The 12,595-nt window shown below is 61.2% G+C and carries 12 protein-coding genes and 2 pseudogenes; 9 read left to right on the top strand and 5 right to left on the bottom strand.

The features are described 5' to 3' along the window. Positions 1 to 80: 80 nt before the first annotated feature. Together AC245Y_RS10375 and AC245Y_RS10370 are read left to right on the top strand one after the other, a co-directional pair. Positions 81 to 422 carry a hypothetical protein gene (locus AC245Y_RS10375; RefSeq protein WP_026157352.1) on the top strand — a complete coding sequence of 114 codons (342 nt, stop codon included), beginning with the start codon at positions 81 to 83 and terminating at the stop codon, positions 420 to 422. A gap of 174 nt (positions 423 to 596) precedes the next feature. After that, positions 597 to 1,130 carry a YidB family protein gene (locus tag AC245Y_RS10370; RefSeq protein ID WP_012757468.1) on the top strand — a complete coding sequence of 178 codons (534 nt, stop codon included), beginning with the start codon at positions 597 to 599 and terminating at the stop codon, positions 1,128 to 1,130. A 29-nt stretch (positions 1,131 to 1,159) separates the two neighbouring features. Here AC245Y_RS10370 and AC245Y_RS10365 read toward each other — a convergent pair whose 3' ends face one another. Beyond that, positions 1,160 to 2,668: a winged helix-turn-helix domain-containing tetratricopeptide repeat protein gene (locus AC245Y_RS10365; RefSeq protein ID WP_017994082.1), complete on the bottom strand. Its 1,509-nt coding sequence runs from the start codon at positions 2,666 to 2,668 to the stop codon at positions 1,160 to 1,162. Between the two features lie 158 nt (positions 2,669 to 2,826). Here AC245Y_RS10365 and plsY point away from each other — a divergent pair, with 158 nt between their 5' ends. Beyond that, entirely contained in the window at positions 2,827 to 3,486 is a 660-nt protein-coding gene (gene plsY / locus AC245Y_RS10360; RefSeq protein WP_017994081.1) for a glycerol-3-phosphate 1-O-acyltransferase PlsY, read from the top strand. Between the two features lie 154 nt (positions 3,487 to 3,640). Here the strand turns inward: plsY and AC245Y_RS10355 are convergent, their stop codons facing one another. Then, positions 3,641 to 4,552, bottom strand: a complete 912-nt coding sequence (locus AC245Y_RS10355; RefSeq protein WP_017994080.1) for an agmatinase — start codon at positions 4,550 to 4,552, stop codon at positions 3,641 to 3,643. A gap of 186 nt (positions 4,553 to 4,738) precedes the next feature. Here AC245Y_RS10355 and AC245Y_RS10350 point away from each other — a divergent pair, with 186 nt between their 5' ends. The 3 genes from AC245Y_RS10350 to AC245Y_RS10340 all read left to right on the top strand — a co-directional run bounded on the left by AC245Y_RS10350 (position 4,739) and on the right by AC245Y_RS10340 (position 7,244). Continuing rightward, positions 4,739 to 5,959: an MFS transporter gene (locus tag AC245Y_RS10350; RefSeq protein WP_017994079.1), complete on the top strand. Its 1,221-nt coding sequence runs from the start codon at positions 4,739 to 4,741 to the stop codon at positions 5,957 to 5,959. A 116-nt stretch (positions 5,960 to 6,075) separates the two neighbouring features. After that, positions 6,076 to 6,564 (top strand): MarR family winged helix-turn-helix transcriptional regulator, encoded by a 489-nt coding sequence (locus tag AC245Y_RS10345; protein WP_012757463.1) that lies wholly within the window; start codon positions 6,076 to 6,078, stop codon positions 6,562 to 6,564. Then, positions 6,564 to 7,244: a GNAT family N-acetyltransferase gene (locus AC245Y_RS10340; RefSeq protein ID WP_017994078.1), complete on the top strand. Its 681-nt coding sequence runs from the start codon at positions 6,564 to 6,566 to the stop codon at positions 7,242 to 7,244. Before AC245Y_RS10345 ends, AC245Y_RS10340 begins: the two co-directional genes overlap by 1 nt. Before the next feature lie 16 nt (positions 7,245 to 7,260). Here AC245Y_RS10340 and AC245Y_RS10335 read toward each other — a convergent pair. Further along, positions 7,261 to 10,106 (bottom strand): annotated as a pseudogene (locus AC245Y_RS10335) (M16 family metallopeptidase). Between the two features lie 304 nt (positions 10,107 to 10,410). Between AC245Y_RS10335 and AC245Y_RS10330 the strand changes: the two are divergent. Then, a pseudogene (locus tag AC245Y_RS10330) lies at positions 10,411 to 10,563 on the top strand (transcriptional regulator); the annotation flags it as partial. Between the two features lie 28 nt (positions 10,564 to 10,591). Here AC245Y_RS10330 and AC245Y_RS10325 read toward each other — a convergent pair. Further along, on the bottom strand, positions 10,592 to 10,987 hold the full coding sequence (locus AC245Y_RS10325; protein ID WP_017994076.1) for a hypothetical protein: 396 nt from the start codon (positions 10,985 to 10,987) through the stop codon (positions 10,592 to 10,594). Positions 10,988 to 11,142: 155 nt separating this feature from the next. Between AC245Y_RS10325 and AC245Y_RS10320 the strand changes: the two genes are divergently transcribed. Further along, complete coding sequence (locus AC245Y_RS10320) at positions 11,143 to 11,445, top strand: hypothetical protein (RefSeq protein WP_012757458.1); 303 nt, start codon at positions 11,143 to 11,145, stop codon at positions 11,443 to 11,445. Between the two features lie 144 nt (positions 11,446 to 11,589). Then, positions 11,590 to 11,778 carry a hypothetical protein gene (locus AC245Y_RS10315; RefSeq protein WP_012757457.1) on the top strand — a complete coding sequence of 63 codons (189 nt, stop codon included), beginning with the start codon at positions 11,590 to 11,592 and terminating at the stop codon, positions 11,776 to 11,778. 68 nt (positions 11,779 to 11,846) lie between these two features. Here the strand turns inward: AC245Y_RS10315 and AC245Y_RS10310 are convergent, their stop codons facing one another. After that, positions 11,847 to 12,539 (bottom strand): early set domain-containing protein, encoded by a 693-nt coding sequence (locus AC245Y_RS10310; protein ID WP_245274016.1) that lies wholly within the window; start codon positions 12,537 to 12,539, stop codon positions 11,847 to 11,849. Positions 12,540 to 12,595: the final 56 nt, after the last annotated feature.

Genomic DNA, 12,595 nt, shown 5'->3' with positions numbered 1-12,595 from the left:
CCGAGCCCTCTTACCTCAAGGAACAAATCTCGCATGGCGATGTTGTCATTACGACAAACATAGGATCATGGGAGGAACTCATGCGGAAATCTCTTCAGTGCGTACTGGTCGGCTTGGCTGCGATAAGCGGCTTGACAATCTCGCCGACGATCGCGGCCGCGCAGGACTTGGAGTTGCGGGTCGGCCCCGGTGGCGTCGGCGTTTACGATCGGAATCGCGATCGTGACCGATATGACGGATATGATCGGCGCGGACCGCGCGGATGCGATCCGGATGATGCTCTCGACATCGCACGCAGCGAAGGACTTCGCAGGGCGCAGATCGTACGCATGTCTCCCCGCAGTATTGTTGTGCAGGGAATGACGCGCCGCGGACCGGAACGAATGACCTTCGCAAACCGGCGAGGCTGCCCGGAAATCTGACCGCGGCGTGAGCAATTGAGGTGGGCGGTCGAGCCTTCGAGATTGTCGAAGGAATGCGGCCCGCGCGGCCTTGTTTTCAAACCGGCGGAACCTTTGGCCACTCTGGACATTGCTGCCCATGCAGCGCTCTGCCTTGGGTCGCGTGCACGTTGGAGCACCATAGGAGGATTCATCATGATGAGCGGTCAATTGAAAGCGCTTCTCGCCGTCCTTGCCGTTGCCGGCTACCAAAACAGAGACAAGATCGGAGAGCTTCTGCGGGGCATCCAGAACCCTCAGCCGGGTGATGAGGGAAACCCGCAGCCCGGCGGGCTAGGCGGCCTTCTTGGCGGACTGGCCGGTTCGGGTGGTCTCGGCGGCCTTCTCGGCGGACTGACATCCGGCAGTATCGTCAGCGGCGGTCTCGGCGATCTGCTGAAGACGTTTCAGCAGAATGGTCATGGTGACACGGCGGAGTCGTGGGTAAAGCCCGGTCCGAATGCGGATATCGATGACGGCCAGCTCGCGGAAGCACTGGGCCCGGATGTTCTGAACGAGATCGCCGCCAATACCGGCCTTTCGCATCAAGAGATTCTGGGGCGACTGAAGCGCGATCTTCCCAAAGCGGTCGACGACCTGACGCCAAACGGAAAACTCCCCACCGCCGAAGAGGATTTTTTGTCTTCCGCGAGCCAATTCACCACCTCCGCGCGGCCCGGCACCATCTAAGCCGGGGCCGTCTATGAGGCGCGGTAGCATCACTCCGGAAGACCGGCCTTGCGGTAGCCGTCAATGAAATGCTCAAGCGTCCGAGCGTCGCGGAATGGCTCGGTCGCAGCCCAGTGGCGGGTTGAAAAATGCGGGTTGGCGACGAGGAACAGTTCGGCCTCGGCGCGAGCCTCGTCGAGCCGGCCAAGTTGGGCAAGACTTGCCGCCAGGAAACGGCGTGAGCTCGTGCGATAGGTCTCGTCGCTGCGCAGCGTCTCAACAGCGGCTTCGTATTGGCCGGCGGCATAGTGCGCCTGCCCGAGCGTCAGATAGTACCAACTTGCCGGAAACGGGTTCAGCCGGAAGGCCTTGGCGATATGCTCAAGGCCCTCCCGGACCCGCCCGGCCAGGACGGCAATGTCGGATAGTGCTGCAAAGGTGTCGGCCTCGTTCGGGTCGAGCTCGATCGCCTTGGCGAATTCCGCATCCGCTTCGGCAAAGCTGCGCTCATAGGCAAGCAAGTAAGCCAAAATCCAACGGCAGCCGGCATCATTGGGATCGATCGCGACCGCTTTGCGTGCCAGCTCCAAAGCAAGGCTGCGGGTGGGTTGCGTTGGTCCGCCGGAATGAACCTCTCCCATCCAGTGGTTCATGGCAAGCCAGCGATAGGCCTCGGCATAGTCGGGATCGAGGGAAATCGCGCGCGTCAGCATCAGATGCGCTTCCCGCGCCGCCTGCGGCGTATCATCCATCAGCCTGCGCGCCCGCACGCAGAGATCGTAAGCCTCGAGATTTTTGGGCCGATTGCGCGATGGCGGTGCGCGCAGCCGCCCGAGCAGCGCTTCGACGATCTTGCCGGTGACCTCGTCCTGAACGGCAAAGATATCGTCGAGGCTGCGATCGAAGCGTTCCGCCCATAGATGATCGCCACTTGCCGCATCGACCAGCTTGGCGTTGACGCGCACGTGCCCTGCTACGCGTCTTGCGCTTCCCTCCACCAGGTAGCGTACGCCGAGCTCCTCGGCGATCTCGCCTACGTCCCTCGCCTTTCCCTTGTAGGCGAAGGCCGAGTTGCGGGCGATGACGAACAGGCCCGGCATTCTGGACAAGTCGGTGATCAGGTCTTCCGTCAGCCCGTCGGCGAAGGATTCCTGCTCGGGATCGTTGCTGATATTGACAAATGGCAGCACCGCTATCGATGGTTTGTCAGGCAGCGGCATAGCTTTTCGCTTCACGCCGCCAAGCTGGTTGATGGCGCCTATGAAGCGGTAGCCGATGCGCGGAACCGTGGAGATCCATTCACCGCCGTTCGCGGCCGGACCAAGCAGCTTGCGCAGCTGCGCAATCTGGACAGTCAGGTTGCCCTCCTCGACTGATATGCCCGGCCACGCCGCGTCCATCAACTCGGCCTTGCCCAAGATTTCGCCGGGTCGTCCGACAAGCGCTGCAAGCAGCTTGACCCCGCGGTGGCCGACGGCAACGGGATCATCGTTCCGAAGAAGCGTTCCCGCAGCCGGATCAAGCACGAATGGTCCAAAGGCAAAACGCGATCCCTGCATAAGGCGCATCCTAGAGTCATTAAAGCTTGGATGGAACTGTTCGCCCGCTTAGGCCGCGTGGCATCGAGGACGCGATCAGTGTAAATCGTGTTCCAATGGCCGATTGCGGTGACGACCAAATAATGACTGCCTGAAAATAGAGCGTCGAGGTGACTCCCATGGCTTTCTGGATGGCGGGTGCAGTTGGATTGACGATCGCCTATCTCCTCGGTTCCACACCCTCGGGCTATCTGGCGGGCAAACTGATCAGGGGCATCGATATCCGGGAGCATGGCTCTAAATCCACCGGGGCAACGAATGTATTGCGAACGCTCGGCAAATGGCCTGCATTTGTGGTGCTTCTGGTCGACATCTTGAAAGGTGTGGGAGCAGTCGTCTTTGCCCGCTGGTTTTACCCTTGGTTCTCGACAGTCTCATCGGGCACGCCACCGACAGCGCTTGACCTGCAAAGCCTAGAGCCTTGGGCTGTTTGCCTCGCAGGACTTGCCGTGTTGTTGGGGCATGGCCGTTCGGTCTGGCTCAACTTTACGGGAGGCAAGTCGGTTGCCACGGGGCTCGGCGTGTTGCTGGCGATGTCATGGCCCGTAGGTTTGGGCGCTGTGGCGGTTTTCGGCGTTACGTTGGCGGCCTTCCGGATTGTTTCCCTGAGTTCGATACTGGCAGCATTGACGGCCATCGCTCTCGTCTGCGGCTTGGAACAACCGCTGCCCTATCGTCTGCTGGTGATCGCAGGCGGCATTTACGTGATTGCCCGCCATCGCACCAACATTCGGCGGCTACTGGCCGGGACGGAGCCTCGTCTGGGCAAGGTCGCCTAGAGCGGTTCAGCTTTTAATGGAAGCGCAGGGCCGCTCTAGCTTTTTGTTTTTACGCAATTCCGGACGGAAAACCGCTTCGCACTTTTCCTGGAATTGCTTTAGAAGCGAAAACGCACCGCACCATGCACTGGTTGCTGCCAGAGGAAACAGGGTTTCAATCTTGCCGGACGATGGCGCCGACCGCATTGAGCAGAAGGCGTGCGGCGGTCAGGGCCGACAGGCCGTCAATGTCGGCAGGAGGATAGAGCTCGACAAGGTCGAATCCTGCGATTCTGGCCCGCCTGCCGAGGCCCGCGATCAGGTCGATCACCTCAGTGTAGGTGAGGCCGCCGGGCGTACGCGCCACCACGCCCGGCATGATGCCGGGATCGAGGCTGTCGCAGTCGAGGGTGACGACGACCCGCGCTCCTTCCGGAATATGCCGGAGAGCGGCTTTGGCCCCCTCGGCATGAATCTCGCGGGCGGTCACGAAGCGGCTGCCGTAGGCCCGCGCCGCTTCGATGTCGGCGAGGCGTGCGCTGCCGACGCTGCGGAGGCCGACCTGGACCATGCCGGCGATATGCGGCATCTCGCTCGCCCGACGCATCGGGCTCGAATAGCCGTGGCGCTCGCCATGCACCTCGTCGCGCCAGTCGATATGGGCGTCGATCTGGAGGATCCAGACCGGCTCGTGGTCCGCAAAGCCAGCGAGGAAGGGAATGGTCACGGAACAATCGCCGCCGAGCAGGATCGGCACTGCGGGCATTGACAGGACCTCGCGCGTCCTCGCCTCGATCCGGGCTCGATTGCCGGCATTGTCATGAAGGATGGTTGGAACGTCGCCAGCGTCAACGCAGCAGACCGGATTGTGGTCAAACAGCGGACCGCCGAGATCGAAATCCCAGTGCTCGACGAGCGCGGCATCATCCTGGCTCGCAGCGCGGATGGCGCCGGCCGCCAAGACATAGCCGCTGCCGTCCTTGCCGGGATAGGTGCTGCCGTGAGCGGCTGCGAAGATCACCGCTCGGGGCAAGCGACCATCGGCGAGGCGATCGGGAAGGCCAAGAAAGGAAGGTGAGGCGGTCATTTACTGATGGTCCTGATGATGTCCGGCTGAAATTGCTGTGGTGAGGACTTTTGAGAATTCGATGCTGACCTGATTAGTCTGTTTGGACGTTTTTGAGAACTTTTTGGGAAAGCTTAAGTACGACGCTCACCCTATCCTGCAGAATTCGTCCTCTTTCAGGTGAAAGGCCCCCGGCCCTTCAACCCTATGGAGGTTGCTGTGAACGATATTTCCTGCGTGGAGTCGGCGGACGTGTCGGATCGACACTTGCACGGCACGACATCGCCGCGAGTGGATCGGATCCCATGGGCCGCGATGGCGGGCATCATCGCGACCGTCACGGTGTTTGCCGTGGCGCAGGGGCTGACCTATCCGCTGCTCAGCTTCATCCTGGAACGGCAAGGGACGACATCAGGCCTGATCGGCTTGTCGGCGGCGATGACGCCGCTCGGTTTCATCCTATCGGCGCCCTTCATTCCTGCGCTTTCACGGCGCGTGGGTGGGGCGCGGTTGGCGATCCTGTGTTCGATCCTGGCCGCGCTCGCTCTAATGACGATTGCCTGGGCGCAGGACGTCTGGGCCTGGATGCCGCTGCGCTTCCTGCTCGGCGTCTTCGCCAATCCGCTTTACGTGATCAGCGAAACCTGGCTGATCTCGATCACGTCGGCGCCACGCCGGGGCCGGATCATGGGTCTCTATTCATCGATCGTTTCGGGCGGCTTCGCCATCGGCCCGCTGTCGCTCTGGCTCACCGGCACGGAGGGTTGGCCGCCCTTCGCGATCGGCATTGCGGCCTTCCTTCTCTGCGGCCTGATCGTACTTGCGGTCGTCCCACGCCTGCCCGACATGCCTGGTGAAGGCGAGGCAACAACGGTGGGCCGCTTCTTCGCGCTAGCACCACTGCTGTTGTTTGCCGTTTTTACCGCTGCCGCCTTCGAGCAGATCCTGCTTTCCCTCTTCGCGGTCTATGGCGCAGCACTCGGCAGCGCCGAGGAGCGCATCGCTTCGCTCATCACCTGTTTCATCGCCGGCAATGCCGTATTGCAGATTTTACTCGGGCGCTTGGCCGAACGGTTCGGCTCGACGCGGATGATGCTCTTCTGCGTCCTGGCCTGCCTCGCCAGCTGTCTGCTGCTGCCGTCGGCCTTCAATTCGTGGCTCATCTGGCCGCTGCTTTTCGTCTGGGGCGGGGTCTCGTTCGGGATCTACACCCTGTCGCTGATCCTGCTCGGCGAGCGTTTCACCGGCCAGGCCCTGATCGCCGGTAACGCCGCCTTCGCCTTGGTATGGGGCATCGGCGGCATCGTCGGATCGCCCGCGACAGGACTGGCGATGCAACTGATCGGACATCAGGGTCTGCCATTGTCCCTTGGCCTGCTCAGCTGTGGGCTGGCGGTGTTGCTGATGGCCAGGAGATGGCGGGGCTGATCGAGGCACTTGCTCGTGCCGCCCTGCCCCGGCTTCGCCTGCCGGCCCTTTGCTCAGAAGAATTGCCATTTTATGTATAACATGTTATATAACTTCCCATACAAATGGAGATCGGCATGGTCGAGGATGTGGTCCGAACGCTCGGGTTTCTATGTATGGGCAGCCGGCTGCGGCGCATCGGAGAAAGGCTGCAGGCCGATACGCAGCAGGTCATCGACGAGGCCGGGCTCAGCATTCAGGCGGGCCAATATCCGTTCCTTGCGGCGATCGACCGGGCCGGACCGCTGACGATCGGCGAGCTTGCGCAGGCGGTGGGCATCACCCAGCCCGGCGCAACGCGCACCACCGGCCAGCTTCTCGAACTCGGTTACGTCGACATGCAACCGGCACCGGACGATCAGCGTCGCAGACTGGTCTCGCTGACCGCCAAGGGACAGGACCTCGTCGATCATTCGAAGAAGGTGATCTGGCCACGCATCGCCGCCGCTGTTGCCGATCTCTGCGGCGATCTCGACGGACCGATCCTCGAACAGCTGGCCGCTATCGAGGACGGGCTTGCGGTGGCACCGCTTGCGCGCCGCAGCCCTGTCAAGGAGGAAACATGATGAAACATATTCTCGACCGGCCGATCTGGAGCGCGCTGGAAACCGCACATGCCGATCTCGCAGAAGGCAATGAGAAGGCACGGCGGTACCCGCCGTCCATCGTCCCCTTTGCGGCGTCCGCCGACGATGCGCCGGAAAGCCTCGACGCCCTGGAGGAGCTGCCGGCGCCGGAGGAGAGCATGATCCTCGTCGAGGCGGGACCGATCGCCATTCCACCGGGCTTAGCCGTCGTCACAGAGGCATCGGTGGTCCAGATGGTGGCCGAGCGGCCCCATGAGAGGATTTCAGATCCGCGCATTGAGCCCCTGACGGAGACCGATGCCGCCGACATGCTGGCGCTGGCGACACTGACCAAACCCGGGCCGTTCACCCTGCGAGCCCAGAGCCTCGGCAGCTTCTGGGGGATCAGAAGCGAGGGCCGCCTGGTGGCGATGGCCGGGCAGCGGATGCGGCAGACTGGCTTTGCCGAGCTTAGCGGGCTTTGCACCCATGCCGATTTTCAGGGGCGCGGCCTCGGCACCCTGCTCTTCCGTTTCGTCGCCGGCGAAATCGCATCCACCGGCGACACGGCCTATCTGCATGCCTATGCGGCGAATACCTCGGCCATTTCCCTCTACGAAACGCAGGGCTTCGCTCTTCGCTCGGAAATGAACATGCGCGTGGTCAAACGCCGTTCGTGAGCGGTGCTCACCACCTCTATCGTACCACCGCCGGCAGCACTTCGAATTTCCAGAATTTTTCCGGGCTCAAATAGGCCGCGGCAAAGGCGCGGATATCACCGGCGGTGACCCTGCCGTAGCCGCTGAGACTATCGCGTATCCGGTCCAAACGACGCGAATCCGTCTGAGCGTGGTGCAGGGATGCGATCCAATATTCGTTGCTCTGCTGCTGACGCTTCAATGTCTCGATGATGGGTTCCCGGGCGCGCGCGAGCTCGTCTTCGGAAACGTCATGCGACCGCAGATCATTGGCGGTCTCGTCGACAAGTGCATAGAAGCGCGCAACCTTTGCCGGGTCGGTCTCGACGTAGAAATATGCGTAGCCGTAGCCGCGAACTTCCCTTGAAAGCTCAACATCGCCCTGCAGGGCATAACTTGCTCCTTCTGCAATGCGAAACTGGTCGATCAACCTGTTTTGGAAAATCTGGGTGGCAATATTGGCGGTGAAGGACCGCGGCAGATCGGAGAGCAAATCTCCGATGGAAGCCCCTACGGCGGCGGCGGCATTATCTGCCCTACCGCTATGGGTCTGCAAAACGGGCTTCTCGGTCGTCGCCGGAAAATGCACGTCGTCCCGATCGTTGCTTGACGCCGTCTCCGGGCGCGGCGGCAAAGCGCCAAAGGTTTCAGCCGTCAGGCGGATTGCGTCGTCCACTGTTACGTCGCCGACGATGGTGATGTCGATGGGGCCATTGGAAACCATGGGCCGGAACAGCGCCTCGAATTCGTCTGGCTTGGCGGCGGACAACTGCGCGCGGTCGGGGAAGGTCCAGCGCGGGTCGCCGGAATGCACGAGACCTGCGAAATCGCGGCTGAAAACGCCGCCGGGCGACGCGTTGTACTGATCGAGGCCGCTCAAATAGGCCTGCTGCACGCGCTTGAACGCCTCGGGGCGATAGGCTGGATCGGAGGTGTATGCGCTCATCAGCTGCAGCTGCGTCGCAAGATCTTCAGTCCGTGTACGACCGTCGAATCTGAAGGAACTGTCGCCGACCGAGAAGTCGACGCCGACAATGTTGGCGGTCAGCGCTTTCTGTATATCCTGGTAATCCATGGCCTTTACGCCAGACAGCACGACGGCCGGAGATGCCCAGATCGCAGCGGAACGGTCGTGCGGCAGGTCCAGCCGACCGCGGCCGATATCTTCGCGTACCAGCACTTCGTTGGCACGCAGCCTGGTTGGCTTGACGGTAAGCCGAATGCCGTTGGAAAAGCGCACCATGGTCAAGCCGAGATCTTCAACCGCACGGCGTTCGACCACAGCGCCCGGTTCGCCGAAATGGGTGTAAGGCCAGGCGACGTCAGTTGCACCTGATGGTGCCGAGACGGCAATGGCATTTGAAGCGTCATAGACTTGCCGAACCGTGTCGGCTCCACCCTCAGGTGATTGGTCCGCCTGTAGCACGACCTGCGGACCGTTGCCGGAGAAAGCACGCTGCAAGGCCCGATTGACCTCGTCCGCCGTGACGCCGTTCGTCATCGTCTCGAACATAGAGAGGTCTTCGGCGGGCGAGGTGAAGACTTGATCGTCATCGACGCTGCGAGCCAGCATGGAAGCAATGTCGGTGGTCATCCGCGTCGCGGCTCCGGCCGCAGCAGCTTGCAGGGCCGAGCGATATTCGCGAATTTCGCATCGATCTCCGCCTGCGCAACGCCGAACTCCTGGATCCGGCGCTGTTCCTGGTCAATGGCCGTGAGCGCCGCCTGCCATTTGTCCGGCTCGGAGTTCGCCGCGATCAGGACGACATGGGCGGAATCGAGGAGATCCTGGGAGCCGACGTCCGCACTGATGAAAGGGGCATCCGCCTTGCTGGCGATGGCGCTCACCCGACGTTTGAGCACCAGGAAACCGAGATCCTCAATAAGCCCAGCGCGGCGCTTGGCGAAGGTGTCAGGCGCGGCGTCATAGGGACGCGTCCAGGCGATCTGTATGCTGGTCATGCCGCCGGGAACGACGATGACCTCGGCGCTTTCGCCTTTCGTCTCCAGCGCGCCAAGATCCGCTTTTGTCGGCGCCGGACCCACGGCCTTCCAGTCGCCGAAGCGCTGCCGGATTTCGACTTCCATGGCGGCGGGGTCGATATCGCCCACCACTATCAGCGTTGCCCGATCGGGTCGGTAATTGGCCCCGTAATAATCACGGACGAGGTCCACGGGCGCATTGCTGATGATGTCGGCTTTACCTATCGGCGCGCGCATGGTCGCGCGCTGGCCGGCGAGCAGCGAATTCATGACTCCGAGTGACGCGCGATACTGCGGCGTGTCGCGCAGCCGCTCCTCCGACAGGATGACACCGCGTTCGCGATCGAAGGCGCCGGCATCGAGGGTCAGCTCGCTCGCCGTTTCTCGCATCAGCATCAGGCCCGTCGAAATTGTGTCTGCATCGACCTCGGGCAGATCGAGCGCATAGACGGTCTCGTCATAGGAGGTATGGGCATTGGTGTCCGGTCCAAAGGCCAAGCCCTTGCGCTGCAAGATACGGATCATCTCCCCTTCGGCGACATGTGTCGAACCCTTGAAGGCCATGTGCTCAAGAACATGCGCCAGGCCCTGCTGGTCGTCGTTTTCGTCGAGCGAACCGGAGCCAATGCGAAAGCGGATCGCTGCCTGTCCGGGCGGCGTGACATTGCGCATGATCGCAAACCGCATACCGTTGGCGAGCGTGCCAAAATGCACGTCGGACTCGGCTTGCATGTCGCTTTGCGTTTGTGGCCAGGGCACGGACGAGGTGTCCGCATAGGCTGGTAACGCGAAGTTTGCGACAAGGGAGACCGTCGCAAAAAACCACCACGCCGTGGAGCATTCCATTTTTTTGTGAGACATTCTTGTCCAGGTGATGAGAATGAAGAGGGGAGATGGCGTCAACCTGACTATTCCACAGGTTGCATTCCTCAGCAACTTCCATGTTTATGAATAAATAAGAAGTCGATAACTCTGCCTAGAACACGATGATTTTAGGCCCGGTCGGCCTAAAATCTGAATCCTGTTCTCCATTAAAGAGTTAGAGCATGATGTCGTCCGAAAACCGCTCACACTTTTCGACATCATGCTCGGGTGTCAGACCATTGTCATCGAACCTGCCTGCCTAAAGGATTCACCTCGATGCTGTCACCAGGAGGCGTTTTCGATGGCGACATTGGAGCAGGTCGCGTTCAGGGCAGGATGGCGGCTCGGACGCAGGCCCGTGGTTGTTGTGCTAATCCCGAACATCACCAATCCGGTCTTTGCCTCGTCGCTGTCGAGCAAAAGGCTGCCCACGGGAACCGGGGCAGCCTTCGCCTGCATTTGGAATTAAGATTGCGTTGCAATCAGTGCCGTGGCGCGCTGGCGGGAATGGACGACACCGTTGCCGAGACAGGATCGCTTGCAGGAAAGCTGTCCTCGAGGCCTTCATCGAGTTCCTCTTCCAGCGTTTGCCTGTCACCGGTCGAACGCGCACTCGGCTGACCGATCAAGCCTTTGCTGCCTTCGTCGAAATTGCCGTTGCTCAAGGCATCGTAGCGGTTGATGCTGCCATCTGCTTCGCTGCCGGCAAAGGCGGTCAGCTGAACCATCATGACCTTGGCGTGCTCGACCGCCGTCGTATCGTCGAGTTCGCCATGGGAGTTGTCGATTTTGACAGAAATCGATTCTCCTCCCTCGCCCAGGAATTCGACGGTGAAGATGTCGCCGGCCTGTGTCACCCGAGTATCGATCAGCTGCATGGGAACCTCCTATGTTCATGCACCTCAACGGCGATCCAGGTCCGGAGTTCCACGGCAACGCCATTTCGAGGCAAGGCGACAGGCCCGGGACAATGGGCCAGCTCGGAACAAAAAGCGGCCATGCGAGTTCATTGGCAGTTCAATAGGTCGCATCCATGCCGAAATCGCCGCTGTCGCCTTCCGAGAAACGCTCGTTCTCTATTATTCCCGCAGACCAGAAACTCGCTTTGATATCGAGCTATTCAGAGGCGCTGCGTAAGCTCGCCAGATCGACTGAGGCGGTCGGACGAGCCGATATGCTGCCGAAACTGATCCAGGTGGCGGACGGACTGGACGGTATGGCAACCGCGATTGCCGAGACGGAGGCTGGAACCGAGGTGATGGCGCGCACGGCGCGGCTGATCCGGGCGACCGAGGGGATGCTGGCGTCGATGTCTTCGTCATCAATCGTCCACTAAATGTCACCTTTGCGAGACTGACGGATCGAATGCGGCGGCGCCCTTTGCTCTTAAGCTTTATGGTTAATTTATTAATAATTCGGGGTTTATAAGCGGAACCAGACGACCTTTCCAAATGTTGATGCTGCGCCTGGAGGAACCCCAATGATCCTGAAAATCCTTGCCCCCAAGATCGACGCCGATTGCCATGATACCGGCACCTATCCCGATGGGATCTTTGCCGAAAACCGCATCGATCTTTCCGCTCGCCGCGAAGGGCGCCGGCGCACGCCGCATGAGCGCGACTACGGCAATGACAGGAAAGTCGAGAATCTGCCGCTCGGCTTTGTCTGACCGTTCCGGCCGTGGCACGCGTCACAGCCTGCGAAAGACCAGAACGCCTGATGCCGGCAGCACGGCATTCAACACTCCTTTCGTGGCTCTGATTCTTCCGCCGCCTTGCCCAGAACGCCTCGACGGTAGCACCACCCGCTTCGGGTCGCAGACGACCGAACAGCTTTGCAGGCCACGCTGTCGAAATCGGAAAGTCCGTCGTCGTCGCCGGTTTCAACGCTCCAGAATCCATCAACGGTCCTGCGCATCCCGATGGTTGCGAGCGCTATGGTGCCGTCATCGGCGACATAGCCGACGGCCGGATCGGCGAGCACGAGCAAGACATCCCGGGTGTTCGGCGCCCAGACCGAGAAGCGGATGCAGTCGACACCGTCGCGCCATTCAACGCGGTTCGCCCCCAGGCGGCCGATCCATGTCAGATATAGGTCTGCGGCGCTATCCCCCGTTGGAGATCGAAGGAGCGCTCGCGACGCGTCGAGGTCTCGTCGTCCAGTTCGGCGGCGATCGCCCACAGGTCTGAAATGCCGGGCCGATCGAGTTCGATTCCCCCAGCGAAAATGCGTGCCGATCTCGCCATCGGGAAAGGGCACGCGGGCGACAAAAACATCATAACCATCCTCGTCACGAGAACGCTGCATTGGGTGAGACGCCCAATCGTTCGAGGCTCGGCCTTGCTCGTCCCAACTGCCGCGGAGACGGACATTGTCGAACGCCATCGAGGGCAAGCCGCTGCGAAACCGGAACTGAACATTGACGGTCATCGGATCCTCCAGGCCATGTCGGATTTCGCCAGACTCTGCCTATGGGCCGTCCCACT

The sequence above is a fragment of the Rhizobium sp. SRDI943 genome (assembly GCF_057653695.1).
This window is presented reverse-complemented; position numbering and strand designations above follow the sequence as displayed.

Coding starts and splice junctions, on each gene's coding strand:
- AC245Y_RS10375 (WP_026157352.1), top strand. CDS start 81: ATGCGGAAATCTCTTCAGTGCGTACTGGTCGGCTTGGCTGCGATAAGC.
- AC245Y_RS10370 (WP_012757468.1), top strand. CDS start 597: ATGATGAGCGGTCAATTGAAAGCGCTTCTCGCCGTCCTTGCCGTTGCC.
- AC245Y_RS10365 (WP_017994082.1), bottom strand. CDS start 2,668: ATGCAGGGATCGCGTTTTGCCTTTGGACCATTCGTGCTTGATCCGGCT.
- plsY (WP_017994081.1), top strand. CDS start 2,827: ATGGCTTTCTGGATGGCGGGTGCAGTTGGATTGACGATCGCCTATCTC.
- AC245Y_RS10355 (WP_017994080.1), bottom strand. CDS start 4,552: ATGACCGCCTCACCTTCCTTTCTTGGCCTTCCCGATCGCCTCGCCGAT.
- AC245Y_RS10350 (WP_017994079.1), top strand. CDS start 4,739: ATGGAGGTTGCTGTGAACGATATTTCCTGCGTGGAGTCGGCGGACGTG.
- AC245Y_RS10345 (WP_012757463.1), top strand. CDS start 6,076: ATGGTCGAGGATGTGGTCCGAACGCTCGGGTTTCTATGTATGGGCAGC.
- AC245Y_RS10340 (WP_017994078.1), top strand. CDS start 6,564: ATGAAACATATTCTCGACCGGCCGATCTGGAGCGCGCTGGAAACCGCA.
- AC245Y_RS10325 (WP_017994076.1), bottom strand. CDS start 10,987: ATGCAGCTGATCGATACTCGGGTGACACAGGCCGGCGACATCTTCACC.
- AC245Y_RS10320 (WP_012757458.1), top strand. CDS start 11,143: ATGCCGAAATCGCCGCTGTCGCCTTCCGAGAAACGCTCGTTCTCTATT.
- AC245Y_RS10315 (WP_012757457.1), top strand. CDS start 11,590: ATGATCCTGAAAATCCTTGCCCCCAAGATCGACGCCGATTGCCATGAT.
- AC245Y_RS10310 (WP_245274016.1), bottom strand. CDS start 12,539: ATGACCGTCAATGTTCAGTTCCGGTTTCGCAGCGGCTTGCCCTCGATG.